This window comes from Nocardia sp. Tas62D01, from assembly GCF_055232035.1.
The window spans coordinates 54,993-79,240 of record NZ_JBUYUZ010000001.1 but is presented as its reverse complement, the minus strand read 5'-3'; the positions used below and the strand labels follow the sequence as shown (position 1 = coordinate 79,240).

Annotated in this window: 24 protein-coding genes and 3 pseudogenes; 12 read left to right on the top strand and 15 right to left on the bottom strand. The window is 65.0% G+C overall.

Features of this window, described 5'->3' with window-relative positions; all coding sequences use genetic code 11:
• The first annotated feature begins 85 nt into the window (after nucleotides 1-85).
• Nucleotides 86-1,630: a phytoene desaturase family protein gene (locus tag ACV7NQ_RS00445; protein ID WP_463357750.1), complete on the top strand. Its 1,545-nt coding sequence runs from the start codon at nucleotides 86-88 to the stop codon at nucleotides 1,628-1,630.
• Nucleotides 1,631-1,702: 72 nt separating this feature from the next.
• On the opposite strand, the gene ACV7NQ_RS00440 is transcribed toward ACV7NQ_RS00445, so the two are convergent.
• The 3 genes from ACV7NQ_RS00440 to ACV7NQ_RS00430 all read right to left on the bottom strand — a co-directional run bounded on the left by ACV7NQ_RS00440 (nucleotide 1,703) and on the right by ACV7NQ_RS00430 (nucleotide 3,124).
• Complete coding sequence (locus ACV7NQ_RS00440) at nucleotides 1,703-2,278, bottom strand: PRC-barrel domain-containing protein (RefSeq protein WP_463357749.1); 576 nt, start codon at nucleotides 2,276-2,278, stop codon at nucleotides 1,703-1,705.
• Between the two features lie 85 nt (nucleotides 2,279-2,363).
• Nucleotides 2,364-2,528 carry a hypothetical protein gene (locus tag ACV7NQ_RS00435; protein ID WP_463357748.1) on the bottom strand — a complete coding sequence of 55 codons (165 nt, stop codon included), beginning with the start codon at nucleotides 2,526-2,528 and terminating at the stop codon, nucleotides 2,364-2,366.
• Between the two features lie 149 nt (nucleotides 2,529-2,677).
• Nucleotides 2,678-3,124: a MarR family winged helix-turn-helix transcriptional regulator gene (locus ACV7NQ_RS00430; protein ID WP_463357747.1), complete on the bottom strand. Its 447-nt coding sequence runs from the start codon at nucleotides 3,122-3,124 to the stop codon at nucleotides 2,678-2,680.
• Nucleotides 3,125-3,177: 53 nt separating this feature from the next.
• Here ACV7NQ_RS00430 and ACV7NQ_RS00425 point away from each other — a divergent pair.
• Both ACV7NQ_RS00425 and ACV7NQ_RS00420 read left to right on the top strand, forming a co-directional pair.
• A pseudogene (locus ACV7NQ_RS00425) lies at nucleotides 3,178-3,489 on the top strand (cupin domain-containing protein); the annotation flags it as partial.
• On the top strand, nucleotides 3,489-3,761 hold the full coding sequence (locus tag ACV7NQ_RS00420) for an arylamine N-acetyltransferase (RefSeq protein ID WP_463365471.1): 273 nt from the start codon (nucleotides 3,489-3,491) through the stop codon (nucleotides 3,759-3,761). The pseudogene ACV7NQ_RS00425 and the gene ACV7NQ_RS00420, both read left to right, overlap by 1 nt.
• Before the next feature lie 36 nt (nucleotides 3,762-3,797).
• Here the strand turns inward: ACV7NQ_RS00420 and ACV7NQ_RS00415 are convergent, their stop codons facing one another.
• A complete protein-coding gene (locus ACV7NQ_RS00415) occupies nucleotides 3,798-4,055 on the bottom strand; it encodes a hypothetical protein (protein ID WP_463357746.1) in 258 nt (85 codons plus the stop codon).
• A 247-nt stretch (nucleotides 4,056-4,302) separates the two neighbouring features.
• Between ACV7NQ_RS00415 and ACV7NQ_RS00410 the strand changes: the two genes are divergently transcribed.
• Nucleotides 4,303-4,623, top strand: a complete 321-nt coding sequence (locus ACV7NQ_RS00410; RefSeq protein WP_463365470.1) for an arylamine N-acetyltransferase — start codon at nucleotides 4,303-4,305, stop codon at nucleotides 4,621-4,623.
• Between the two features lie 104 nt (nucleotides 4,624-4,727).
• Here ACV7NQ_RS00410 and ACV7NQ_RS00405 read toward each other — a convergent pair whose 3' ends face one another.
• Both ACV7NQ_RS00405 and ACV7NQ_RS00400 read right to left on the bottom strand, forming a co-directional pair.
• Nucleotides 4,728-6,590, bottom strand: a complete 1,863-nt coding sequence (locus ACV7NQ_RS00405; RefSeq protein ID WP_463365469.1) for a CocE/NonD family hydrolase — start codon at nucleotides 6,588-6,590, stop codon at nucleotides 4,728-4,730.
• Nucleotides 6,591-6,802: 212 nt separating this feature from the next.
• Nucleotides 6,803-7,690 carry a TIGR03620 family F420-dependent LLM class oxidoreductase gene (locus tag ACV7NQ_RS00400; RefSeq protein ID WP_463357745.1) on the bottom strand — a complete coding sequence of 296 codons (888 nt, stop codon included), beginning with the start codon at nucleotides 7,688-7,690 and terminating at the stop codon, nucleotides 6,803-6,805.
• Nucleotides 7,691-7,779: 89 nt separating this feature from the next.
• On the opposite strand from ACV7NQ_RS00400, the gene ACV7NQ_RS00395 reads away from it, so the two are divergent.
• Nucleotides 7,780-8,367, top strand: a complete 588-nt coding sequence (locus tag ACV7NQ_RS00395; protein WP_463357744.1) for a TetR/AcrR family transcriptional regulator — start codon at nucleotides 7,780-7,782, stop codon at nucleotides 8,365-8,367.
• A 43-nt stretch (nucleotides 8,368-8,410) separates the two neighbouring features.
• Here the strand turns inward: ACV7NQ_RS00395 and ACV7NQ_RS00390 are convergent, their stop codons facing one another.
• Both ACV7NQ_RS00390 and ctaD read right to left on the bottom strand, forming a co-directional pair.
• The gene (locus tag ACV7NQ_RS00390) at nucleotides 8,411-8,560 is read right to left on the bottom strand and encodes a hypothetical protein (protein ID WP_463357743.1); all 150 of its coding nucleotides are present in this window, start codon (nucleotides 8,558-8,560) and stop codon (nucleotides 8,411-8,413) included.
• Between the two features lie 25 nt (nucleotides 8,561-8,585).
• Nucleotides 8,586-10,328, bottom strand: coding sequence for an aa3-type cytochrome oxidase subunit I (gene ctaD / locus ACV7NQ_RS00385; RefSeq protein WP_463357742.1), 1,743 nt, complete (start codon nucleotides 10,326-10,328; stop codon nucleotides 8,586-8,588).
• Nucleotides 10,329-10,573: 245 nt separating this feature from the next.
• Between ctaD and ACV7NQ_RS00380 the strand changes: the two genes are divergently transcribed.
• On the top strand, nucleotides 10,574-11,098 hold the full coding sequence (locus ACV7NQ_RS00380; protein ID WP_463357741.1) for an LppP/LprE family lipoprotein: 525 nt from the start codon (nucleotides 10,574-10,576) through the stop codon (nucleotides 11,096-11,098).
• 364 nt (nucleotides 11,099-11,462) lie between these two features.
• Here the strand turns inward: ACV7NQ_RS00380 and ACV7NQ_RS00375 are convergent, their stop codons facing one another.
• Nucleotides 11,463-12,767, bottom strand: coding sequence for a carotenoid oxygenase family protein (locus ACV7NQ_RS00375; RefSeq protein ID WP_463357740.1), 1,305 nt, complete (start codon nucleotides 12,765-12,767; stop codon nucleotides 11,463-11,465).
• A gap of 26 nt (nucleotides 12,768-12,793) precedes the next feature.
• Nucleotides 12,794-13,354 carry a hypothetical protein gene (locus ACV7NQ_RS00370; RefSeq protein ID WP_463357739.1) on the bottom strand — a complete coding sequence of 187 codons (561 nt, stop codon included), beginning with the start codon at nucleotides 13,352-13,354 and terminating at the stop codon, nucleotides 12,794-12,796.
• Between the two features lie 96 nt (nucleotides 13,355-13,450).
• On the opposite strand from ACV7NQ_RS00370, the gene ACV7NQ_RS00365 reads away from it, so the two are divergent.
• Together ACV7NQ_RS00365 and ald are read left to right on the top strand one after the other, a co-directional pair.
• Nucleotides 13,451-13,975 (top strand): PadR family transcriptional regulator, encoded by a 525-nt coding sequence (locus ACV7NQ_RS00365; protein WP_463357738.1) that lies wholly within the window; start codon nucleotides 13,451-13,453, stop codon nucleotides 13,973-13,975.
• 205 nt (nucleotides 13,976-14,180) lie between these two features.
• The gene (ald, locus tag ACV7NQ_RS00360) at nucleotides 14,181-15,284 is read left to right on the top strand and encodes an alanine dehydrogenase (RefSeq protein ID WP_463357737.1); all 1,104 of its coding nucleotides are present in this window, start codon (nucleotides 14,181-14,183) and stop codon (nucleotides 15,282-15,284) included.
• On the opposite strand, the gene ACV7NQ_RS00355 is transcribed toward ald, so the two are convergent.
• From ACV7NQ_RS00355 to ACV7NQ_RS00335, 5 genes and pseudogenes are all read right to left on the bottom strand, one after another.
• Nucleotides 15,281-15,796, bottom strand: coding sequence for an Lrp/AsnC family transcriptional regulator (locus ACV7NQ_RS00355; RefSeq protein WP_463357736.1), 516 nt, complete (start codon nucleotides 15,794-15,796; stop codon nucleotides 15,281-15,283). The genes ald and ACV7NQ_RS00355 overlap by 4 nt on opposite strands.
• Nucleotides 15,797-16,222: 426 nt before the next feature.
• Nucleotides 16,223-17,662, bottom strand: coding sequence for an amino acid permease (locus tag ACV7NQ_RS00350; protein ID WP_463365468.1), 1,440 nt, complete (start codon nucleotides 17,660-17,662; stop codon nucleotides 16,223-16,225).
• A gap of 177 nt (nucleotides 17,663-17,839) precedes the next feature.
• Nucleotides 17,840-18,569, bottom strand: a pseudogene (locus tag ACV7NQ_RS00345) (proline dehydrogenase family protein); the annotation flags it as partial.
• Nucleotides 18,569-18,754, bottom strand: a pseudogene (locus ACV7NQ_RS00340) (L-glutamate gamma-semialdehyde dehydrogenase); the annotation flags it as partial. The pseudogenes ACV7NQ_RS00340 and ACV7NQ_RS00345, both read right to left, overlap by 1 nt.
• A gap of 209 nt (nucleotides 18,755-18,963) precedes the next feature.
• Nucleotides 18,964-19,608 carry a TetR/AcrR family transcriptional regulator gene (locus ACV7NQ_RS00335; RefSeq protein WP_463357735.1) on the bottom strand — a complete coding sequence of 215 codons (645 nt, stop codon included), beginning with the start codon at nucleotides 19,606-19,608 and terminating at the stop codon, nucleotides 18,964-18,966.
• A gap of 106 nt (nucleotides 19,609-19,714) precedes the next feature.
• Between ACV7NQ_RS00335 and ACV7NQ_RS00330 the strand changes: the two genes are divergently transcribed.
• The 4 genes from ACV7NQ_RS00330 to ACV7NQ_RS00315 all read left to right on the top strand — a co-directional run bounded on the left by ACV7NQ_RS00330 (nucleotide 19,715) and on the right by ACV7NQ_RS00315 (nucleotide 23,876).
• Nucleotides 19,715-20,656: a hypothetical protein gene (locus tag ACV7NQ_RS00330; RefSeq protein WP_463357734.1), complete on the top strand. Its 942-nt coding sequence runs from the start codon at nucleotides 19,715-19,717 to the stop codon at nucleotides 20,654-20,656.
• 555 nt (nucleotides 20,657-21,211) lie between these two features.
• The gene (locus ACV7NQ_RS00325; protein ID WP_463357733.1) at nucleotides 21,212-22,288 is read left to right on the top strand and encodes a tyrosine-type recombinase/integrase; all 1,077 of its coding nucleotides are present in this window, start codon (nucleotides 21,212-21,214) and stop codon (nucleotides 22,286-22,288) included.
• Nucleotides 22,285-22,608, top strand: coding sequence for a helix-turn-helix domain-containing protein (locus ACV7NQ_RS00320; RefSeq protein WP_463357732.1), 324 nt, complete (start codon nucleotides 22,285-22,287; stop codon nucleotides 22,606-22,608). The genes ACV7NQ_RS00325 and ACV7NQ_RS00320 overlap by 4 nt, the downstream gene beginning before the upstream one ends.
• Nucleotides 22,605-23,876 (top strand): integrase, encoded by a 1,272-nt coding sequence (locus ACV7NQ_RS00315; RefSeq protein ID WP_463357731.1) that lies wholly within the window; start codon nucleotides 22,605-22,607, stop codon nucleotides 23,874-23,876. Before ACV7NQ_RS00320 ends, ACV7NQ_RS00315 begins: the two co-directional genes overlap by 4 nt.
• Nucleotides 23,877-24,248: the final 372 nt, after the last annotated feature.

Below are 24,248 nucleotides of genomic sequence, written 5' to 3'. Positions count from 1 at the left end.
TCGGCCATACCCGGAACAGGCCGCCGTACACGATCATGCTGGTCCGCGGCCGGGTAATCCGTGGTATCGAGGACGGATGAAGCCGATGAGTTCCTCCTACGACGTGGTGGTGGTCGGCGGTGGCCACAATGGACTGGTGGCCGCCGCGTACCTGGCGCGGGCCGGGCGATCGGTGCTGGTGCTCGAGCGGCAGCCGCATACCGGTGGTGCGGCGGTGTCGGCGCGGGTGTTCGCCGGCGTCGATGTCCGGGTGTCGCGGTATTCGTACCTGGTGAGCCTGTTGCCGCGGCAGATCGTTCGGGAGCTGGGGTTGCGTTTCGCGACGCAGCGCAGGCGGATCTCGTCGTTCACGCCAATGGGTGCCGGTGGTCTGCTGATAGACACCGCCTCGGCGGACCGCACTCGGGAGAGTTTCGTCCGGCTCACCGGGTCCGACCGCGATTTCGACGCGTGGCAGCGGTTCTACGGCAGGACGGGCCGACTCGCGCAACGTGTCTTCCCGACTATGACCGAGCCGCTCCCGACGCGAGTGGAATTGCAGCGCATCGTCGACGAATCCGCCATCTGGGAGGCGCTGTTCGAGCGGCCGCTGGGGGAGACGGTCGAAGCGGAGTTCACCGACGACACCGTGCGCGGCGTCGTACTGACCGACGCACTGATCGGAACCTTCACCCACGCACACGATCCCGAACTCCGACAGAACCGCTGCTTCCTCTATCACGTGATCGGCGGCGGCACCGGCGACTGGGATGTGCCGATCGGCGGCATGGGCGCGCTGACCGACGCCCTGGCCGAGGCCGCCCGCTCTGCCGGAGCGGAGCTGGTCACCGGTTGTGAGGTAACCGCCATCGAAACAGATGGCGCCACAACCGAAGTGGAGTATCGAGGCGGCACGGTAGGAGCACGCCACGTGCTGGTCAACGCCGCGCCGCACGAACTACGGCACTTGCTCGGCGAACCAGAACAGCCGAAACCCGAAGGCTCCCAACTCAAAGTGAACATGGTGCTGGCGCGTCTACCCCGGTTACGCGACGCTGCGACCGACCCGCGCGAAGCCTTCGCCGGGACATTCCATATCGCCGAATCGTATTCGCAACTCGACCATGCCTATCGCGAGGCGGCGAACGGAAAGCTCCCGTCCGCCCCGCCGTCGGAGATCTACTGCCACACACTGACCGATCCGTCTATTCTGGCTCCCGGCGCGTCCGGCATGAACACGCTGACCCTGTTCGGGTTGCACACGCCGGCAAGGCTTTTCGCCGCCGATCCGGACGCCGCGAAAGCGGCGCTCGTGAAAGCCACTCTCGCGCAACTGGATGCCGTGCTCGCCGAGCCGATCACCGATTGTCTCGCCGTCGACGAGAACGGCAGCCCGTGCATCGAGGCGAAATCCCCGCTCGACTTGGAACACGAAGTCGGCCTACCCGGCGGTCATATCTTCCACCGAGACCTGGCCTTTCCCTACCGAGCCGACGACGAGGACACCGATCCCGCCAGCCGTTGGGGCGTGGCGACCGGTCATCGAACCGTATTCCTGTGCGGCGCAGGGGCTGTCCGTGGCGGCGGTGTCAGCGGGATCCCCGGCCACAACGCGGCGATGGCCGTCCTCGAACTGTCACATGAACGATGACTCCTGGTGATACCGCGAGCAGTGGAATGCCGGGGCAATGGATCGACGCCATCGCCCCGGCGCTGTCAGCGATCAGCGACGTTCCTTTGGGATTTCGGTGTCGACGTCTTCGGCATCGTTCCGCTCCTTGCGCACGGTATCGGAGACCGTCCAGCTGTCCTTGACCTCGTCCTTGGTTACCCCATATTTGTGCAGCCCCGCGGTGTCGGCCTCGTGCTGCTCGGTGCCGATGTAGAGGCGTTCCTGCGACCGCACCATGCTGTCGTCATCGGGTCGCCGGTCGGCGCTGTCGCGCTGTCCGACAACCTGTCGCCCGTAGGTGTCCCAGCCGGCTCGATTCGGGTCGATGTGGTAGTGGTGGAACAGCTCTTGTTCGTCCTTGGCGCTGATTCGCCCGTTGTGGTCGAGATGCGGCGCCGACTTGACGGCCTCCTTCACGACCTGCACCTGCAGGGTGTGCGACTCCGGCCGGTGCCGGGCGCCTGCCAGCGGAACCAGCGTATCTTCGCTGAAGAATCCGGTGGATACGGCCACCCAGGTGGGCGCCCCGGTGTTGTCCTGAATGTAGATCTGCTTGACCTTGCCGATCTTGTCTCCGTCGTGGTCGTACACAGAGCTGCCGATAAGATCGTCCAATAGTTCGGGCATGATCTCCTCCTCGGTTTCTGGTGTGCGGTGCGGTGCCCAGACCAATGGAGCGCGGTCCATTCACCGCGTGTGGATCGGAAACAATTCAGTTGTCGATGTCTTCGGACCGATCGCGATCCTGGACGAGGCGCTGCCTTTGCCGTGCGTCCCGCACCGTGTCGTCGTCGCGAATCGGCCCCAGAATGCGGCCGATGTCCAGCCGCTGGGTGTCCTGGTCGAACTTGGACTTGTGATAGGCAACATCAAGCATCGAAGTGCTCCTGCCTCGTAGTGAATATCCCCGTCCCGGCTGGAACGGGCCGATCAGCTACAAGGTGGCAACTACCCGGTGACTTCGTGGCCAAACACGGATTCGCCAAGAAATCGGCGCGGCGTGCCCGCGCCGAACCCGCGGCCGGGTCACAGTGGCCGAAAGGATTTTGCGTGATCGGGAAGATGCGCTGCGTCGATGATTCCGTCGAGCACCGACCTCACGGTCGCGACGCTATCGGCCCCCACTCGCTCGATGAGCTGCTGTTCGAAGTCGGCATGGAACTCACGGACCGAGCGAATCATCTCCCGGCCCGACGCCGACAGGTGTAGCCGCTTGGCCCGCTTGTCGGTCGGATCCTGGCGACGTTCGACCAAGCCGTGACCGACCATCTCGTCGACGACCTTCGCCGCGCCCTGGGCAGTGATGCCCAGCTGTTCCCCCAATTGGCTTGCGGTGAGCGAATCTTCAGCGAGGGCGCGCAGGACGTAACCGTAGGACGCGCCGAGCACCGTGAAGCCCCGATCGGCCAGCTGGGCATGCAACGACTGAACGAAGGCTTGGTAGGCCTGGCCGAGCAGGATGCCGAAATCCACCTTGACTGTCCCTTCGATATATTCAACTTGAGTTGAACACCTTAGTTGAATACATGGAGGAGCATCACATGCCACTCATCAAAGCCGCGACCGCACCGATCTTCGAAGCCCCTCTCATGACCGCCACCGGATTGGCAGCACCGAGCCGTGGCTCCAAGGAAAACAGCGTCTGGCGGTTCACCTTGCATCCAGGCAATGCCGGGGATGAGCACTCGGTGTCGCGCGAGGAGATCTTCATCGCGATCGCCGGTCGGGCGGTTGCCACCTTCGACGGCGAAACCCGCGACTTCTGCGCGGGAGACGCACTGGTCATCCCGGCGAACACGCTGTTTCGCGTGGCTGTCCCCGGCGAAGAGCCCTTCGAGTGTGTGGTGATCCTGCACGCACCAGCCCCGACCCCTATGAATCCGCGGCACGCATCATCGCCGGAGAAAGCGGCTACTGCTACCACCTCAATGGAGCGTTCTCGGTCCTGCTGGAAGTCCTCGGCTACGACGTCGCGTGGCACCGTGGGCGGGTCTGGAGTCCGCCACCGCTCGGTACCGGCTTCGGCCCGATTCTCGCTGAGCCGAACCATCTTCCGCTGAAGCGTCGAAGTCGAAGACCAGGAGTTCTTCGTCGACGCGGGTCTCGGTGACGCCATCCACGAACCGATTCCCCTCGAGACCGGCACCTACACCCGCAGGGCCCCTACACCTACCGCCTCGAACGGACGACGTTCGATTCCGGCGGATCCGGCTGGAGCTTCACCCACGACCCGATCGCGGACTCCTTCACCGGCATGATCTTCCCCGAGCCGGACCGAGTCGCCTACGGAAACGATGCCGGGGGTGTTGGCGGTGGCCTGTATGCCGAGCACCGTGTTGTGTTCGCTACCTGGTGTTTTCAGCAATGCCGGATCGACCGAGGTGCCCGACTGCGGTTGGTCCATTGTCCGAGATGGACCTGGAGTGATGTATAGGCCACGCGCTCCACATGCGCGCGTGCCAATGCGAACAAGTCCTGTGGGCGGGAGGCCCTCGATCGTGGGTTCTCCGGGGTGGTTCAAGCCCAGGTGGTGGAGGTAGCCTTGGACGTCTACGTCTGCCATGGGGGAAGACTAGGTCAAGAGGGCTGGGACGCGTCGGAACCCGAGCGAAGGTTCTCATGCCGCGCAACCGGTTGGCCCGTAGTGTCAGCTGGCAGAGGATCGCATCGCCGGCCTCCCGGACTTTCTGGCCCGCCACGAATGGATGGAGACCGACCCGGAATCGAACTTCGTCAAGAAGTTCGATGTCTATCGGCGCGATGCTACCGGCATCGATGCGATGCGTGGCTGCCAACTGAAGCGCAAGAACGGCGCCACCAGCACCGAACGCGAAATCACCGATCCCGCCGAATGGTTCGCAGCCCTCGACGACATCTTCGGCCTCCGCCTGCCCGGGGTTTCCGAAGAAGGCCGTGAACAGCTCTGGAAGCAAGTCTGGACCAAGCATCAGGAGTGGATCGCCACCGGATAGGCCCAATACTCGAAGCCCGCTGGTGCGGAAGAACCTGTCGCGGTAAAGCTCTTCCGCACCAGTGCATTTCGATCAGACCGCCCGGACACGACCCTCTGGCGCGTTTACTTTCCAGGCTTGATGTCGAACGTGGTGGAACCATTATCCCCGGACGGGATGAAAGGCAGCGATACCGAGGATGGATGCGCCGCGTCCTTATAGATGGTCTGCGTCGCCGGTGCGGTGCGGGCGTTGTCGCCGAATCGGTCGCCGGTGTTCGGGTTCGGCGCATACTGTGGGTAGTCGCTGCTGGTCACCGCGATGCGGATCCGGTCTCCGGCCTTGAATTGATAACTAGTAGGCCAGATTTTGATGGTGAACTGGTAGGGCTGGCCGGGTACCAGCGGCGTTGGATCGCTGAGCGAATCCCGGAACGTGGCTCGAATAATGCCATTGTTCAGATTGACCGCCATACCGTCCGGGGAGACCACTTCCAGTCGCGCGACGAAGTCGGTGTCGGGAGTTGTGGACGAGGCCCACAGCTTCACCGTGATCGGCCCGGTCACTTCGGTATCGGCGCCGAGCGGGTCGGTGTCGTAGGTGAGAACGTCCGAACGTTGTTCCACCGCGGTCTGTTCGAAGGGGCCCTGCGGTCCCGATGACGCACCACAGCACGAGTGTCCGCCGCTGCTCGGCGCCGGGTTGGTGGGGTCGTACACATACCGGTCGGCCTCCGCCGGACCGGCGGGAGCCTGCGTGGTGAGCTTGCCCGCGCGACCGCTGATCCCGTTCGCGCCGCTGCCGGTGAAGTAGTAATCCTTCCATTGTGTTTGCGGCAGTGGCCAACTCGGCGCGGTCTTCCACCGGTTCGCGCCCATGAGGAAGTAGTCGATACGCGGCCCGCTGGAGACGCCGTTGCCTTCGCCCTTGAGGAAGTGGTCGAACCAGGCGAGCATAAGCTCGTTGACCGGGCTGTCGCCCACGGCGCCGATCTGGTTCAGCCGAGGCGCGAACGACGAAGTCGGTCGACCCCAGCCGACGTGATCCCACGGGCCGATCACCAATCGCTGCTGCTGACGCGCGTCCGGTGTCCCGCCCTGCGCGATCATGCCGGTGAAATTCTCTACACCGCCCGCGAGAAACGCGTCATACCAGCCTTCGATGTCCAGGACCGGGACATGCACGTTCTGATACCGCTCGCGGATGCTCCACTGTTTCCAATAGTCGTCGCGCGTCGAGTTGCTGATCCAATCGAAGAACCATGGTGCGACGGTGGGGCTTTCCGGGTGCATGGGCGGAAAGTCCTTGTAGGGCAGGTGGTTCAGCCACAGCGTGTAGTTCTTGGTGGCCGCGATAAGTTCGGCCGCAGTGGCGGTGTCGTTGCGATGCTGGGCGGCCTCGAGACCGATGGTGCCCATGGCCCATGGTTCGACGAAACCGATCCGGAAGGCGCCGCCCTCGTAGGTCCAGCCGTCGTAGTAGTCCGATGAGGTGTTGGCGGGCACGATGGTCGTCAGGTGCGGTGGGGTGGAGACGGCGGCAAGCCACTGGGTCGCGCCGACGTAGGACGACCCGTACATCCCGACCTTGCCGTTCGAACCGGGCAGCCCCGCAGCCCATTCCACGGTGTCGTAGCCGTCTTGCATATCGTTCGCGAACTCGACGAACGTGCCATCGGACTTTCCCAGACCACGGATGTCCTGAACCACCACCAGGTAGCAGTGCGACGCGAACCAATCGGGTGTCTGATAGCGCGATGGCTGGATCTGCGCGGCCGCCTTGCCGTACTGGGTCCGCATCAGCACCACCGGCGCCGGATCGGCGGTCTGCGGCCGATACACATCGGCCCGCAGCACCGTGCCATCGCGCATGGTCGCGGGAACATCGGTCTGCTTGTCGACCGCGCATTCCCCGCGCCCACCGGCCGGCGGCCACGCACCCGCGTCGGCGGACGGCCTCGTGTCGCTGCTGGTTGTGCACGCGCTCATCAGAAAGACGAAACCCAGTACCGCGGTGAGCCATCGGCCAACCGGACGTGCCGTCGCATGATCGGACAATCTCGCACACCTCGCTCGGTAGCGGCGCCGGAGTTCCGGCGCACGCTGTCGCTATCAGTACGTGTGAAACGCCTTGTCCAGCCGGATATTACCAAGCAGGGGTGACATGCCGCAGGTGAGTTTCGATACCGGTGCGGGGCGATTCAGGCTGTCAGCAGCGGCGCCAGGCGTTCGAGTTGGTCGACCACGGACGGCAGGTCCGTCCCGCGCGGTGTCAGCAGCACATGGTCCGCGCCCGCGGCGCGCTGCGCGTGTAGCCGCTCGGCGACCGCGGCCTCGTCGCCCCACGCGAGGACGGCGTCGACCAGTCGGTCGCTGCGTCCGTCCGCGAGGTCGGCGTCGGTGTAGCCGAGTCTGCGAAAGTTCCAATCGTAGGGGCTGTTTCCGACGCTGCGTGGTGGAAACAGGCCGCGCAGCGCTGCCCGGGCCGAGTCCGGATCGGTGTCGAGCACGAGCATCTGCTGCGGTATGAGTAGCGGCTCGGAGCCGAGCAGGCCGCGCGCGACTTCGGTGTGTGCGACCGGCTGTAGGAAGGGGTGGGCGCCCTGAGCTCGGTTCGCGGCGAGCCGGTTGGCTCGCGGGCCGAGCGCGGCCAGGACCCGCGGGTAGGTCACCTCGGGCAGTAGCGTTTCGGCCGCGGTATCCATGGCGTCCAGGTATTCGGTAAGCCGGGTGATCGGCCGGTCGCCGCCCGCACCGCCGAGTCCGAGGATGAAGCGGCCCGGGTACGCCTCCGCGAAGGTGGCCGCACCGGTGTGCATCGCGGCCGGGTCACGGGCCTGGATGTTGGCGATGCCGGTGCCGACGACGATGCGTTCGGTCGCCGCGAGCATCAGTCCGTGCTGGACGAACGCCTCACGTCCGCCGGGGTATCCCGGCGGCACATCGCCGCTCCAGAGAGACCCGTATCCCAGGTCTTCGATGCGAGCGAATTCCTTGCGCTGCACGGCAATTGGCGTAGCAAGCAAGAGCTGCGGTGGCAGCCAGACACCGAATGCGCCGAGTTGCCGCCGCAGTTCCGTCAGGGACATCACATACTCCTCTTCCATCCGGAGGATGCCTCCGGATTACTGGTTGCTAGATTATGGGAGGCAGGCTCCGTTTCGCAACCGGGAGGATCGTGAACAACACTTCGACGCCGCGCCCGATGCGCGCGGACGCCCGGCGCAACTACGAGCGACTCCTGAGCGAGGCGCGCACGATGTTCGCTGAAGACAGCATCGAGGCATCGCTGGAAGAGATAGCCCGCCGCGCGGGAGTCGGCATCGGCACGCTCTACCGCCACTTCCCGACCCGTGACGCCCTGCTGGAGGCACTGCTGCGGGACCGATTCGACACGCTTGCCGCGCGGGCGCGCGCCCTGCTCGAGGAACCGCCAGGACATCCCGTCCTGTTCGACTGGTCCCTGTCGTTCGTGCGGCTGAGCACCGCCTACCGGGGCCTCACCGCCGCCCTGTTGGCCACACTCCGGGACGAAACCTCCGACCTACACGCCTCCTGCGAGGGGATGCGCACCGCGGCAGGGGAGCTGCTACGCCGCGAGCAGAAGGCGGACCGGGTACGGTCCGACGTCGACCCGTCGGAGTTCCTCGCGCTCGTCCACGGCGCTGCGTGGGGTGCCGAGCAGGCATTCGCCGGATCGCACGAGCGGTTGGAGAAACTTGTCGGCTTGGTCATCGACGGCCTGACGCCCACACCATCCCGCTGACGCCTCGGGTCGGAATCCGGCCAGCGCCGCCCTCAACCGGTCTCTACCCATTGGCCTGCCCAACGTCGCGCAACCATGAGGCGTGCTCGCCGGTGCGGTATCCCGCGCTCTCGATGTAGCCCGCGACCGCCTCTTCGACCTGTGTAGTCTTCGGCGGCTGACGCCGCTGGATCGCCGCCGGACACAGTCTCACCGAAGTCGACCGGCAGCGGATGGTGTTACGGCTCCGCGTGAATCTCGCGCACTTCGTGGCTCGTGTCCTTGCCCGCGCCCCAGCCGACATGCGCCTCGGCCCGCATCCGGTCGATCATATGCGGGTAGTGCAGCTCGAAAGCCGGACGCTCCGAACGGATTCGGGGGAGTTCGTAGAAGTTGTGCCGCGGCGGCGGGCAGCTGGTGGCCCATTCCAGCGAGTTGCCGTAACCCCACGGGTCATCCACGGTGACGACCTCGCCGTAGCGGTAGCTCTTGAAGACGTTCCACAGGAACGGCAGTAGCGAGGCGCCGAGGATGAACGCGCCGATGGTGGAGATGGTGTTCAGCGTGGTGAAGCCGTCGCTGGGCAGGTAGTCGGCGTAGCGGCGCGGCATGCCTTCGGCGCCGAGCCAGTGCTGGACCAGGAAGGTGGTGTGGAAGCCGATCAGCGTGGTCCAGAAGTGCCACTTGGCCAGGCGTTCGTCCATCATTCGGCCGGTGATCTTGGGGAACCAGAAGTAGATGCCCGCATAGGTGGCGAACACGATGGTGCCGAACAGTACGTAGTGGAAGTGTGCCACGACGAAGTAGGAGTCGGTGACGTGGAAGTCCAGCGGCGGGCTGGCGAGGATGACACCGGACAGACCACCGAACAGGAACGTCACCAGGAAGCCGACAGAGAACAGCATCGGCGATTCGAAGGTCAGCTGACCGCGCCACATGGTGCCAATCCAGTTGAAGAACTTGATTCCGGTCGGCACCGCGATCAGGAAGCTCGTGAACGAGAAAAACGGCAGCAGCACCGCGCCGGTGGCGAACATATGGTGCGCCCACACCACCATCGACAACATCCCGATACCCAGGGTGGCAAACACTAGTGCGGTGTAACCGAAGATCGGCTTACGTGAGAACACCGGGAAGATCTCGGAGACGATGCCGAAGAACGGCAGCGCGATGATGTACACCTCGGGATGCCCGAAGTACCAGAACAGGTGCTGGTAGAGCAGAATGCCGCCGGTGGCCGGATCGTAGATGTGCCCGCCGAGGTGCCGGTCGTAGAACAGCGCCAACAGTGCCGCCGTCAGCACCGGGAACGCGATCAGGATCATAATGCTGGTTACCACGATGTTCCAGGTGAAGATCGGCATCCGGAACATGGTCATGCCCGGACAGCGCAGGCAGATCACCGTGGTGATCATGTTGACGCCGCCGAGAATGGTGCCGAGACCGGAAACCGCCATGCCCATAATCCACAGATCCCCGCCCACACCCGGCGTGTGCATGATGTCGTTGAGCGGCGCGTATGCCGTCCAGCCGAAGTCCGCGGCACCGCCTGGGGTGATGAAGCCCGCGGTCGCCAAGGTGGCGCCGAACAGGTACAGCCAGTAGCTGAGGGCGTTCAATCGCGGGAAGGCGACGTCGGGTGCGCCGATCTGCAGCGGCAGCACGACATTGGCGAAGCCGAACACGATCGGGGTCGCGTAGAACAGCAGCATGATCGTGCCGTGCATGGTGAACAGCTGGTTGAATTGTTCCGGCGACAGGAACTGCAGGCCCGGCCTGGCCAGCTCGCCGCGCATCAGCAGCGCCATCAGACCGCCGATGAGGAAGAAGCTCATCGAGGTCACCAGGTACATGACACCGAGAACCTTGGGGTCTGTGGTCGTGACCGCCTTGTAGAGGAACGAACCCTTCGGCCCGGTGCGCGCCGGATACGGCCGAGTCGCTTCCAACTGCGGCACAGGCTGGGGCTCTACGGCAGTCACTGAACCTCCTGGCTGCGGGACGAACCTGACAACAAACCAGCAACAGCGTATGTGTGGCAATCCGCAATTCTGGCGAACTACCAGCGGACACGCCCTATTCGAGTAGAAATCCTGGCGACGAGCTACCCATCGCGCGGCTTAACCGGCCGACACCAGTTCGTCGGCGATCGCGGAGGAGCCCTGCGGCCGCGGATGTGGGGCATGATTTCAAGTGGAACGCAATCGAAGTGGAGGGCTTTGATCCGATGCAGACCAATCAACCGGCGTTCCTGGCCATCCTCGCGGGCCTCGCGCTCGCGAGCGCTGCCTGCGGGTCCAGTGGCGATAACGCCGCACCCGCTATCACGGTGTCACCGCCCGCGACCATCTTGTCGCCCGCACCATCCGCGTCGACGACCTCGACCGAGGTACCCGCGCGGGTATGCGGGGTCGATCTCGGCTCGCCGGTGATCCAGTCCGCCATCGCGACGCTGCCGATGGAGCAGGGCACGCGGACACCATGGTCCACCGACCCGCGCGGCTTCGCGGGCAACTTCAACTCGTGCACCACGCTGTCGACGGTCATCATCACCATCCAGGGCGCTACCGGCAGCTCGCCGAATCAGGCGCTGCTGTTTCACCAGGGCAGCTACGTCGGCACCGCGACCCGGGAAAACTACGGGTTCACCGCACTGGATCCCGACCACACCTCCGACGACACCGTTGGCCTGACCTACAAGACCCCCGGCAGCTGCAACGCCAGCCCCGATCGGACCTATACCCACGTCTAATTCCATTGGGACGGAAAGCAAGTCCAGATGATCGGCGCTCCGCCGAAGTAGCCGTCAGCGTTGGGCTCGGCCGAGCGTCCACGCGGCACGGCTGCCGACGCCCGATAGGCTCACCCTGTTCCGCCCATCCGAAGAGAGCTCCTAGCCCGCGCGAATCTGCTTGCGCGGGCCCACCAAACCGCCCGCGGGTGCCAGCACCATCGGCGTGCAGGGCAAGGAGATCGAGGTCGGTGTCAACCCGGATCTGCTCGGGGCGATAGAACAGATGATCCCGCCGGGACCCGCCGAGGCCACCGACGCGGTTTACTTGTTCTGCCGTCCTGTTCTGAGCGTCAGATTTGTTCGCCGCCTGGGTATTTCGCGATCACTGGTCGGGGAGCCAGTTGCCGTGGAAGCCGTACGGGACGCGGCTGGGCAGGTGGATGGTGGCCACCGGTGGTGCGGTCAGGTTGGTGGTGTCGAGGATGGCCAGGTCGCTGCGGTCGGTATCGGCGTTGTAGACGTAGGTCATCAGATAGCCGTCACCGCCGGGTCGTTGGTCGGTGGGTGCGAATGCCGCTTCACCCGGCAGGTGTCCGTCGCCGAATTCGTGTGCGGTGTGAATGCCAGTCTCCAGGTCGTAGCGGATCAGGGCGCCCGACTCGCCAGACACGGTGACATGGCCGAAGCGTGCGTTCGATCCGGCCAGCCGGTCGTCGATTCGGGGAAACTCTGCGGCACGATCGTCGAGTTGCTCCTCGGTCACGGCGCCGGTGGTCAGGTCGATGGTCCAGCGCCACAGGCTGGCTTCGTCGAAGGCGTGCGATTCGGTGCGCCACAGCTCCGGATAACGCATCACGTGCAACACGATCCGCCCCGGTTCGTCGTGCGCGTTGAGCGCGTGGAAGACATAGCAGGGATCGATGGGGAACCACCGGATCTCGCCGTGCGGATCGTCGCGGCGCAGCACCCCGAGCTGGGCCTGGTAGTCATTGCGCCACCGAAAGGCCATTCCCGCACCGGATTTCGCAGTCTCGACGTCGAAAAGCACTGGCAGGTCCATGAATACAACATGTTCGGCGGTCAAGTTGAAGTCGTGGTGCATGGTCGCGGCGGGTACGTCGATGGGGCGGCTGAGTAGCAGCGTGCCCGCGGCGTCGGCTCGATGGTAGGTCAGGTAGGGCGGCGCGACGACGTCGTAGCCGAAGAAGTGCAGCTCACCGGTGATCGGGCAGGTCTTCGGATGCGCGGTCATCGCGGTGTGCAGTTTGCCGTCGAAGTCGTAGGGGCCCACGGTATCCAACTCGCGGGTCAATTCGTACGGGTAGGACGATTCGACCAGCGCCAGCGTGCGCCCGGCATGCCGGACGACGTGGGTGTTGGCGACTCCGGCCGCGAGATCCCGGTTGCCGTTGCTGTCGTAACCGCGGGCGCCGTCGGTGAAGGTGGAGGTGCGGACCCAGCGATTGCGGTAGGACACCGCGCGTCCGTTGTCGATCCGGACGCCGTGCACCATGCCGTCGCCGAGGAACCAGTGCGCCGACGCGGCGGCGTGCGGATTGGGGCCGTTACGCAGGTACCAGCCGCTCAGCTCGGTGGGAATTCGCCCGGTGACCGGGAGATCGTAGGCGGTGAGTTCCTCGGTGACGGGGGCGTAGTTCCCGGCGAGGTGGGGGAGTGAAGTGGTCATGATCGGCACCGATCTCTTTGTGGGAGTTAGGAAGTGGGCTCGCCGAGCGCCTTCGCCTTGCCCTGGATGTGGGCGACGTAGCGGATGGTGAAAACCACCGGAATCGCGAAGGCCAAGACCTGCGCGACGGTGCGGAGGGTCGAGGAGGAATGGGCGAGAGCGGCCAGTACCACGCTGCCGATGGCGAAACTCGCGGTCCAGACCGACGTGATGACGTAGCTGGTTCGAATGAAACCGGGGTGGTCCCACATCTCGCGCGGGGTGTTCTGCTTGGCGATACCCAGCGTGAACGGCATGCGCAGCGCCAGCGAGGTGCCCGCGATGAGCGCGAGCACGCCCGAGGAGAGCGCCGGCGAATACGGGTGCAGGGCGGTGTTCGGGTCGGCGAAGGCGAGCACCGTCAGTGCGGCGAAAAAGACCCCGGAACCGATGTCGATGATCTGAGCGTCCATCGGCAGGCCGGATCTGGTCTGCTGCGCGATGGTGGCGACGGAGATGACGAGGGCGATCAATGCGGCCCACTCCCAATGCGCGGTCGGGATCACGGCGTAGACGATCCAGGGGGCGAAGGTGCGCAAGTACGACATTTCGAGAAGCTCCTCGGCCTCGATATTCCAGTTATGACATGTCCAAACTAGAGTGTCGATGTTCGACATGTCAATACTGGAATGTAAAGTGAAGGCATGAGCCTCCGATATGCCATGCTCGGACTGTTGGCTGATCGCCCCGCTAGCGGCTACGACCTGCTGCAACGGTTCAACGGCTCACTGTCCAATGTCTGGGCCGCCACGCAGAGCCAGATCTATACCGAACTCACCAAGTTGGCCGATGCCGGCCTGATCGCAGTCACCGATGAAGGGCCGCGCGGTCGCAAGGAGTACACGCTGACCGACGCGGGCCGGGCCGAGCTCATCCATTGGCTGACCGACACCAAGCCGAAACGCCTGGCGCGCAACGAGATGCTGCTACGGGTCTTCTTTCTCGGTGTCATTCCGCCTGCGAACGCGCGCGACTACCTGACCGACATCGAAACCGGTTCCGCCAAGGCGCAGGCCGACCTGGCCGCGCTGAACGCGTCCATCGACTGGGAAGACAACGACTTGTCCCACTACGGCCGCATGGCGATGGAGTGGGGCGCGCGGTTCTACGCCATGAATCAGGAATGGGCACAGTGGGCGCTCGAGCAGATCCCCAAGCCTGGCGAGTAGAGAGACCTCGGTGGCCCGAAGATGCTTCGGGTCGCACGCCCACCTGGCACTATGTGATGAATCTCTGATTGACAGATGAGTCATTATAAAATTATCTTCAGACTTATAGCCTTTTCATTGCATAATATTCATACTTAGTCCCTGTGGCGATCCCACCTCTTCGGGGTCACCGGCCGTCTATCCGAATCGACGTTCAGGAGTGGTGGTGAAGATCGGAATTCCTCGCGAGGTCAAGAACCACGAGTATCGGGTCGCGTGTACGCCGGCCGGGGTGCATGAGCTGGTTTCCCGCGGGCACGAGGTATACATCGAGTCCGGGGCCGGTCGGGGCTCAGCATTCGAGGACGAGGCGTACCGGGTTGTCGGGGCACGCGTGCTGGCGACTGCCGACGAGCTCTGGGGCTTCGCGGATCTGGTGCTCAAGGTCAAAGAGCCGGTGGCCGAGGAGTATTCGCGGATGCGCGAAGACCAGGTGCTGTTCACCTATCTGCACCTGGCGGCGTCCAAGGAATGCACCGACGCGCTGCTGCGGTCCGGCATCACCTCGATCGCCTACGAGACCGTCACCGGCCGCGACGGGTCGCTGCCGCTGCTTGCGCCGATGAGCGAGGTCGCGGGCCGGTTGGCGCCGCAGGCCGGGGCCTACCATCTGATGCGCAGCGGCGGCGGCCGCGGCGTACTGATGGGTGGCGTGCCTGGCGCGCGTCCGGCCAAGGTGGTCGTGATCGGCGCGGGAGTCGCGGGCAGCAACGCGGTCGCCGTGGCCGTCGGCATGCACGCGGATGTGACCGTCCTCGACCTGGACATCTCCCGCCTGCGCGACCTCGATGCCCTCTACAACGGCCGGATTCGCACCATCATTTCCAACGGCCTCGAGGTGGAAACCGCGGTCCGCGAGGCCGATATGGTGATCGGCGCCGTGCTGGTGCCGGGTTCGAAGGCGCCGAAGCTGGTGTCCAATGACCTTGTCGCACAGATGAAGCCGGGCGCGGTGCTGGTCGATATCGCCATCGATCAGGGTGGCTGCTTCGAGGATTCGCGGCCGACCACCCATGCCGATCCGACCTACCGGGTGCACGAGTCCGTCTTCTACTGCGTGGCCAATATGCCCGGCGCGGTGCCCTACACCTCGACCGTCGCACTCACCAATGCCACACTGCCGTACGTGGTTTCGCTTGCCGAGCGCGGATGGCGCGAGGCGACCGCCGCGGATCCCGGTCTGGCGAACGGCCTCAGCACCCACAAGGGCATGCTGCTGTCCGAATCCGTCGCGGCCGCACACGATTACCACGCGCAGCCGGCCGCCTAAGCGAGCGGGTGATTCCTGGGTCGTACGTGCTCGAAGATGAGGATCGTCTCGGTCGAGGCGACTGCGGGGTGCGCGCTCAGGTGGTTGAGCACGAATACCCGCAACTCGTCGGTGTTCGCCGTGGCGACGTGGATCAGGTAGTCGTCGGCGCCGGCGATGAAGTACACATTCAGCACCTCGTCGAGTTCGGACAGTTGCTCTCCGAACTCGGCGAGGTGCGCTCGCGCGGTGCCGTGCACCCGGACCGCGATCATGGCCTGCAGGTTCCGGCCGAGCGCGGCCGGGTCGATATCGGCGTGGAACCCGCGGATGACGCCGCGCTCGACCAGCGACCGCACCCGCCCAAGGCAGGTGGACGGCGCGATGCCCGCGATGGCGGCGAGGGCGTTGTTCGTCATGCGCCCGTCGCGCGCGAGTTGATCGAGCAGGACCCGGTCGATGTCATCGATCGGCACGACCTGGTTCGGCTTGTTCGGTATGGCCGCGACCGCGGGTGGTTCGTTCTTCTGCACAGCCTCGACCGTACAGAACATCGTTCGCGGGAAGGTCTTGTCGGTAAACAATATTCGGCGGCTTTCGCTGTCGACGTCGGTATACGATCGACCGGTGAACACGTACTGGCATGTTGTCACTCCGCCGCCGTGCGCCTGACCGGGCGCACCTGCTGAATTCTTGACCAGCATCCCCGGCTGACCCCGCAGGCAGTCCGGGCCGTATCGTGCGCCTGTTTCGAATCCACATCCCCCGGAATTCGACGACGGAAGTTCACGACTGTGCCGAATCGCAGGTAGCGCCCGTCTGACCTGCACCCGCCGTTCGCAAGGATGCACCGCCTTCGGTCGCTGGCGGCCGGTTACCCGGCGTAGCGGTGAATAAGCAGGCCCAGGTCGGGCGGCTGCTCGACCTGGGCCCTTCGTGCTCGGTTGCTCCGGACCGACCTACTGCTCGGAAGGTGTCGCCGCGGCGGGCGCGGCGGCGTTGAGCTTGGAGTGAGTGCGGGAGTAGCCGAAATACACGCACAGCCCGACAACCAACCAGACCGCGAACCGCACCCAGGTCTGCCACGGCAGCGACCAGATGAGGTAGACCGAGAAGCCGATGCCGATGAGGGGGATGACAGGCATGAACGGCAGCCTGAACTCCCGCGGCTGGTCGGGCCGGGTGCGCCGCAGCACGATCACCGCGACGGACACCACGATGAAGGCCATCAGAATTCCGATATTGGTCAGTTCGGCGACCACCGTGATGTCGAGCAGACCGGCCATCACCGCGGCACCGATACCGACGATCCAGGTCACCCGGGTCGGTACCTTCCGGACCGGGTGCGTCTTGGCGAACCACTCGGGCAGCAGTCCGTCGCGACTCATGGCAAACCACACGCGGGTCACGCCGAGCATGAAGGTGAGCACCACGGTGATGATGCCGACGATGGCGCCGACGGCGATGATGTTCGCGACGCTCGGCATGCCGACGGATTCGAAGGCGGTGGAGAATCCGCTGGTCGGGCTGATCTCGGTGTACTTCTGCATGCCGGTAAGCACCAGTGTGGCCAGCACGTACAGCACCATCGCGATGGCCAGCGAGTAGATGATGGCCTTCGGGAGGTGCTTCTTGCCGTCCGTGGATTCCTCCGCGGCGGTGCTCATCGCGTCGTAGCCGAACACCGCGAAGAACACGGTGGCGGCGCCGGTCCACACCGCGCCGGTACCGAAGGGGAAGTACGGGGTGTAGTTGGAGCTGTCGATGTGGAAGACGCCGAGCACGATGATGAGCACGACCAGGGCGACCTTGATACCGACCGCGACCGTTTCGAAGCGGCCGACGCTGCGAATGCCACGCGAAAGCAACCATGCCGTGCCGAGACAGAACAGCATCGCGAACACATCGACCACGTGGCCGCTTCCGGTGCCGTGGGCGCCCATCATCCAGTCGGGCAGCGTGATGTCGACCTGTCCGAGCAGGAATCGGAAGTATCCGGATACGCCGATGGCGACGACGGCGGCCACCGCGATGTACTCCAACAACAGATCCCAGCCGATGAACCAGCCCGCGATCTCACCGAGGGAGACATAGCCGTAGGTGTAGGCGGACCCGGCCTTCGGGACCATCCCGGCGAACTCGGCATAGCACAGCGCCGCAGCGGCGCTGGCGACACCGGCGATGAGGAACGAAATGAGCACCGAGGGGCCGGTGACCGAGTGCGCGACCGAACCGGCGAGAGTGAAAATACCCGCGCCGATGATGCCGCCGACGCCGATCGCGGTGAGCTGCCACAGCCCGAGCGATCGCGACAGTTGCTCATCGGCGGGAGCGTCGTCGTCGACTTGGCCAATGGGTTTGCGGCGCAACATTTGGCTGCGCAACTCCGCGATGGACATAGGCATCCTTTCCTCCTCTGCGCCACTGCGGCAACGCAGTAACCCAGATCACACTTTCATCTGGAGATAGCTAATACGACCACAGCGGCAGTGTGATCGGCGAGTTGGATAAACAACTTTCAGGTGCTTTTGTCCGATTGCACAGAGGTCGCGAACCTCAGCGCTGATTACGGGCATCAACGAGCGCAGGAAGAAGGCGAGATTGGCCGGACGCTCGGCCAGCCTGCGCACGAAATAGCCGTACCACTGGTCGCCATAGGGCAGGTAGACGCGCAGGTGCCGCTGCTCTTCGACCAGCCGTCGTTGCTCGACATCCCTGATGCCATAGAGCATTTGGAACTCGAACTCGTCGGCCTTGCGCTCCACGTCGTCGGCGTAGCGCTGTGCGGCCTCGATGATCGCCGGGTCGTGGGTGGCGACCATCGGGTAGCCGTAGCCGTTCATCAGTGGTGGTGTGGTCCTCGGCGTTTATGGTGACCAAGACCGCGGCTTCGTGTGCGGCACTGCAGATTTAGTGCGCGTGCTCGCGGGCGATTGCGTGCCCGTCGTGCGAGAGGGACTGGCCGAGCGCCGAGAGCTCGAGCGACACTTCGAGCGGACCGACGGGGCCGGGGTCGTCGATCGCGCCGTGCAGTCGCGTCAGCGCCACGAGCAACTGCAGGTAGTGGGCCACGGTGTTGCGCGCCTGCTCAATCTCGGTGGTGTCCTCGCCGAGGTAGTCGATGGTGATGTATCGGCTGGAGCCGAGCAGGGCCGCGGACGCGGCGATCGCCTGATCCTCGGATCGGCCCGCGACGAACCGGTCGACGAGTTTCTTGGTCGCGGGCATCCGGGTGATGGTGCGCTCGATGCGGGGCGAGCGGGAGGCCGCCAGCATGGCGGGCCGCAGCAGACCAGAGTTTGCCATTACCGCGCCTCCAATTCCGTTGCCTGGTGCGGGTATCGGTGATCGGTCGGCGGGACGAAGGTCTCCTTGATGGTGCGCGCGGAGGTCCAGCGCAGCAGATTCTGCGCCGAGCCCGTCTTGTCGTTGGTGCCGGACGCGCGCGCTCCACCGAAGGGCTGCTGCCTGACGACGGCGCCGGTCGGCTCCTTCGGCTTGCTGCCAGGAGCCTGACCGCCAGGAAGTTTTGGCAGCTTGCTCACCTCGGTGCTGCTCGTGTGGCCGCCCCGCTTCTCGAACGTGTCCGTTCGGTCTTTCTTGGAGATGGCATCGTTGTGGCCGAGTCCGCTGCTCTTCCCGATGCGCTCTCCGGTGACGTCATCGCCCTTTTTGTAGCCCACTACTGTGGATTTTGGCGTCACTGTGCCGGGAGTGTCGTGGCGGTGGGCGTGTCCGGCTCTGGCCGCGGCCGATCGCCGAGCAGGAATGTGACCTGTTCGTTCAGCGTTTCCGCTTCTTGTTCGGCGACGAAGTTGTCGCTGGCGGCGACTCTGCCTGCGAAACCGTCGAGCAGCAGCAGGATCCACTCGGCGAGCCGTTCGGCGTCCACGTCGGCGCGGACGCTCTGATCCTGCTGGGCGGCCCGCACAGTGGATTGCAGTGCAGCACGGGCGGCTTCGTCGTCGGCACTCAGCGCGCGGGCGATTTCCGGCCGGTGAGTGAGCCCGCCGACCACGGAGATGAATCCGGCGGCCCGGGGGTCTCGCAGGCCGGACACGGCGTGCTCGACATAGTCGAACACCACACGACGGGGATCGACCGCATCGGCTCGCTGCTCGAAGAACTCGCGGGTCTCGGCGGCGCTATGTTCGAGGATCGCCACCAGCAGCGCGTCCTTCGTTGGGAAGTAGTGGAAGAACGTGCCCGATCCGATACCGGCGGTGCGGCAGATGACAGCGGTGGTGGCCCCGGCGTAGCCGTGCTCGGCGAAGGCGGTCAGGCCGGCGTCGATGATCTGGAGCCGTCGGGCGCGGTGTCGCTGCGGGTCGATTGGACGGGGCACCGCTTCATCATAGTTAATGGAGTAGCCACTCTGATAATATCGCGGCATGCATCCGTCGTCGCGATCGAGCGTCACCACCAGTCATGCACGGGAAAAACGGCAAGCCGTGCTTACACTCTTCATCCTCACCCCCGTGATGGGGGAGGTCGTCGTCGCTTCATTGAGGTTGAGCTACTTTGCTCAGCCGCTGCGTGTGGTGGGCATCGTGTTCTTCTACGGTGCCGGCGTGGTGCTGATCCGCGAGATCGCGCAACGGCTACATCTGACCGGCTGGGGACTTGTGTTGCTAGGCTGCGCCTTCGCTCTCATCGAGGAGGGTCTTGCCCTGCAGACCATCTTCAACCCCGTCGGCATGGACGGCGAGGCGGTGCACGGAAACGCGTTCGGGGTCAATTGGTTCTGGGCGGTCGTCGTGTCCGGCTACCACGTCGTGTGGAGCGTGCTGATACCCATCGCGGTAGTCCATCTCGTCTTTCCGCGCAGCCGCCGCTCGCCGTGGCTATCCCGGCGCACCGCCGGTGTGCTCACCTTTCTGTTCGCCTCCGGCACCGCCATATTCCTGGTGATCTCGCATCTGCGATCCGACTTCCGGCTGTCCTGGGGGCAAGCCGCCGCCACGATCGTCGTGGCGGCGGGCCTGGTCTGGGCGAGCGCGAAGTGCACGGACCACGGAAGTGTCGCGCTTGCGGGGCGCGCCCCGGGTCGCATGGTCGTGGGGTTGTTCGGGTTGGTGGTCGGCGTGGGCTGGTTTGTGTTGTTTCTGGCCGCCTTCATCGGCGGGCCAGTCTCGTTCGTGTGGTGGACCGCCGGGGCTCTGTCGTTCGCCGCCGCAGCAGCGCTGGTGGTGCAGCGTTGGACCCGGCGAGCGTGGGCACTACGACACCAGCTCGCCCTCTGTTTCGGTGCCAGCATGGCGAGCGCGCTATTCGGGCTGCTCCTTGTTGCCGTGGACGGACACCGCGCGAACACCGGCTTCCAATGCGTCGTCATCGCCGCGCTCATTACCGGCTACATATGGATGGATCGGCGTCGTGCCGAATATCGCTGACATCGCATTGGCCCGGTGGTTCGAAACATCCGGCGTGATCAACCCCGACTCACCTTCGACTGACGAGGCAACGGCGGCTCTTCCCGTGTGGCGCCGTGGAGACGAGAAGCCTTCCACCGCAAGCAAGACCACGTCGTAAAAATTCGCCGATACGAACATCCACCCAGGCCGATGTAGCCAACTGGTGTGCTCGGCAGCGTAATCGCTTGGGGTCACCGTGACCTCGAATATCTCCGAGGCCGATCGGCGGATTGCGGAAGCTCTGGACGCGGCCGCCGCAGCCCAGCTCGTCGAATACGCCTGCGTCGCCACGTACGAGGCATTCGGCGGGCTGCGGAAAGGCGTTGACCGCGCAGCTTCTGCGCATAGGCTAACCAACAGTCGACGAGTTCCTGAGCCGTCCTGTCTTCTCCCCCCTGCCGTTTCGTGCCTGGGCCTGGCGGTTTCCTCGTTCCCCTGCGCCATATCACTCGACTGAAGTAGCCTCGCTGCGGCCGATCAGATCACGGCTGTAGCGATAGTTCTTCACTGGGAGTGAAATCAAGGAGGCGTGGGTTGGCGCTCGCGGCGGTGCGGGATCTGCGGGAGCTGCGGGCTCCGGCGACCGAGGACGAACTCGCCGCGTTCGAGACCGACGTGCTATCTGGGTTTGTTCTGGCGCGGGCCTCCGCGGGGCTGGTGGACTCCACGATCCGTAACGACGTCAATCACCTTGAGCTGGTTCGGGATTGGTTCGGTCGGCCATTGTGGGAGATGGAGCCTTCCGACGCCGACACCTATTTTGGGAAGGTGCTGCGGGAGGCGAAGCCATCCACGCGGACCGGCCGCGCGGCCGCGCTGACGGTGTTCTTCCACTTCCTGGAGCTGCGACACAAGGTCGAGCTGCACAATCTCACCGGCCGGGTCGTGGAATGCCCACTCGACGAGATCAACCGGCCGCGGGCGTCGGTGGATCCGCAGCTACGCATCCCGCCGACGGCCGAGGAGATCGAGCAGTTGTTCGCCGGGTGGCGCGCAGAGCTGGCGACCTGCCGCAAGTTCGCCCCGATCGCCCGCAACTACGCCGTCGCCCGCCTGGCCGCCGATGTCGGCTTGCGGATCAACGAGGCCCGCATGCTCGATCTCGACGACGTGCGGTGGGAGCTGGGCCGGTTCGGAAAGCTGAATGTCCGCCATGGCAAGGGATCTCGCCGCAAGGGCCCGAAACCTCGACTGGTGCCGCTGATCAACGGCGCCGACCGGAGTCTGCGCTGGTTCATCGAGGACGTCCTCGGTCTGTTCGACATCGACCCCTCGCGCCACGGGACGCCGCTGTTTCCGTCCGAGCGTAAGAACACCGACGGCACCGCCATGCGCGCGACCGCCGACGTGTTCCGCCGTGCCCTCGCCGATGCCGCCGACCGGCATCTGCTGACCTGGTCCGGGAAACTGACACCGCATGTCCTGCGCCATTTTTGCGCTTCCCAGCTTTATCTCGCTGGGATGAACCTGTTCGCGATCCAGGAATTATGTGGTCACTCCTGGACGGCCACAACTGCCCGGTATATCCACGTCCACGCCACCCATGTCGAAGACGCGTGGGTGACCGGGCAGCGCCGGGTCGCCGACCGATGGAAAGGACTCACCCGATGAAATGGAACCTGCGCCTGGCCGCGGCCAACCGCGGCATCTGGAAGGCCAGCGAACTGCAACGCATGCTCGCCGACCGCGAGCTGGTTATCAGCGCCGGGAAGATGTCCGGGCTGTGGTCGGGCAACCCGAATGTCGTCAAACTCCGCGACCTGGACGTCATCTGCGCTGTCCTCGGCTGCGGCGTCGAGGAACTGCTCATCCCCGAACCCGAGACCGTCACCGCACCGGTTCCGGCGGCCGAGGACACGCCTGCGGCGGTCGGCGAGGTTCGGCCGGTCGTCCCACGCGCCCGGACCGGGAGGTCGCTGCCGCCTCGATGAACTGCCTGCACTGCGGCACTCCGCTGCCGGAGAAACGGCGGCGAGACAAAATCTATTGCAGCCGAACCTGTTCGGCACTTGCCTCCTACTACCGGCGAAGAAACGGTGAGCCGCTCCCGTCACGCTGGCAGCACCAAGCGCTGACCGTCAGCGATCCCGCCCTGCGGGCGGCGGCGCAGCACGCGCAGCAGCTCGCCGCGACGAGGGGCTGGAGCCCGTCGACCTTGCACTGCGTGCTCGATGGGTTGGTCACCGTGCTCGACGGGCGGACCGCCGGTGACAAGGTGCCGGTGAGCGAGATCCGTCAGCGACCTCACCGCCACGTGTCCAGGACACGGCTGATCGAGGTGCTTGCCGATCTGGATCTCCTTCACGACGATTCGACACCGCCGGTTCGTTCCTGGATCGACCGCGCGACAAGCGATCTCGCGCCCGGATTCGCCAGTCCGGTCCGATCCTGGCTGCTGGTTCTGCTCGACGGCGACGCCCGCGCCAGACCCCGCTCGCCCGCCACCTTATATGCCTATTTCGGCGACGTTCGGCCGATCCTGCGCCAATGGGCGACCCACTACGGTCACCTGCGGGAAGTCACCAAATCCGACATCTACGCCGCCCTCGAGCCGCTGCACGGCTACCAGCGCAACAACGCAGTTCAGGCGCTGCGCTCGTTGTTCCGAACCACCAAGAAACGTGGCCTCACCTTCGACAACCCGACCATCGGCGTCAAAGCACCACACATCGACCCCGCGATGGTGCCGATGACCGACGACGAGATCCGCATCATCGAGCAGTTGGCCGTCCGGCCATCCGACCGTCTCGCCCTTGCCTTGGCCGCCGAACACGCGGCCCGGACGAACACGATCAGAAACCTGATGCTCGACGACGTTGATCTGCCCAACCGCCGCATCACTCTGGCCGGCCACAACCAGAGGGTCGGCGACCTCACCTACCGGGCGATGCGAGCTTGGCTCAACCACCGCCGCACCACCTGGCCGCACAGCCCCAACTCACACCTGCTCGTCAGCCCCCGCACCGTCCACGGCACAGGACCGGTCAGCCACGAATTCGCGCGTTTCTCCCTGGGGCACAACGGATTCAGCATCGACCGAATCCGCGCCGACCGCATCCTGCACGAAGCCCTCACCGCCGGACCGGACCCACTGCACCTGTCCCTTGTCTTCAACATCCACCACGAGACCGCCCTGCGCTACTCGACCGTCGCCGAGCACCTACTCAGCGACGAAATCGAACAGCCACCTGGCCGATAGAACAGTCCGGAACGGCTAGAATCCGGCCACGAACCCACCGCATTCCAGATCTGCGAGCGCCGAAAAGCCGTGGGTTCCCGTTGAAATCGCTTCAGTCGCGATGAACCCACGGGAGAGCCCCGAATCCTGAAGCAGTCAGGAAGTGCAAAAGTAGCGGCGCAGCAGCGGCGTTTTGCTCGACAATCCGTAGGTCGCCAGCCCCGTCACCCGCCGGGGTGGAACCCCCGAGACATCCAATGGCCCACCACCCACCGCGAGCAGGTCGACCGTCCGGTTCAGAGCCGCCACCATGCTCTTCGACGACGGCCGGAACACGCCCTTACGGAGGCGCTCCAGCTCACTGACCCGCCGTTTGCCCTCGGTCGGGGCGGT

Excerpts from the sequence above, each read along its gene's own strand:
- ACV7NQ_RS00435 (WP_463357748.1), bottom strand. The coding sequence starts at position 2,528 with ATGCTTGATGTTGCCTATCACAAGTCCAAGTTCGACCAGGACACCCAG.
- ACV7NQ_RS00415 (WP_463357746.1), bottom strand. The coding sequence starts at position 4,055 with ATGGACCAACCGCAGTCGGGCACCTCGGTCGATCCGGCATTGCTGAAA.
- ACV7NQ_RS00370 (WP_463357739.1), bottom strand. The coding sequence starts at position 13,354 with ATGTCGTACTTGCGCACCTTCGCCCCCTGGATCGTCTACGCCGTGATC.
- ACV7NQ_RS00365 (WP_463357738.1), top strand. The coding sequence starts at position 13,451 with ATGAGCCTCCGATATGCCATGCTCGGACTGTTGGCTGATCGCCCCGCT.
- ACV7NQ_RS00350 (WP_463365468.1), bottom strand. The coding sequence starts at position 17,662 with ATGTCCATCGCGGAGTTGCGCAGCCAAATGTTGCGCCGCAAACCCATT.
- ACV7NQ_RS00315 (WP_463357731.1), top strand. The coding sequence starts at position 22,605 with ATGAACTGCCTGCACTGCGGCACTCCGCTGCCGGAGAAACGGCGGCGA.
- ACV7NQ_RS00380 (WP_463357741.1), top strand. The coding sequence starts at position 10,574 with ATGCAGACCAATCAACCGGCGTTCCTGGCCATCCTCGCGGGCCTCGCG.
- ACV7NQ_RS00405 (WP_463365469.1), bottom strand. The coding sequence starts at position 6,590 with ATGAGCGCGTGCACAACCAGCAGCGACACGAGGCCGTCCGCCGACGCG.
- ACV7NQ_RS00375 (WP_463357740.1), bottom strand. The coding sequence starts at position 12,767 with ATGACCACTTCACTCCCCCACCTCGCCGGGAACTACGCCCCCGTCACC.
- ACV7NQ_RS00445 (WP_463357750.1), top strand. The coding sequence starts at position 86 with ATGAGTTCCTCCTACGACGTGGTGGTGGTCGGCGGTGGCCACAATGGA.
- ACV7NQ_RS00440 (WP_463357749.1), bottom strand. The coding sequence starts at position 2,278 with ATGCCCGAACTATTGGACGATCTTATCGGCAGCTCTGTGTACGACCAC.
- ACV7NQ_RS00320 (WP_463357732.1), top strand. The coding sequence starts at position 22,285 with ATGAAATGGAACCTGCGCCTGGCCGCGGCCAACCGCGGCATCTGGAAG.
- ACV7NQ_RS00400 (WP_463357745.1), bottom strand. The coding sequence starts at position 7,690 with ATGTCCCTGACGGAACTGCGGCGGCAACTCGGCGCATTCGGTGTCTGG.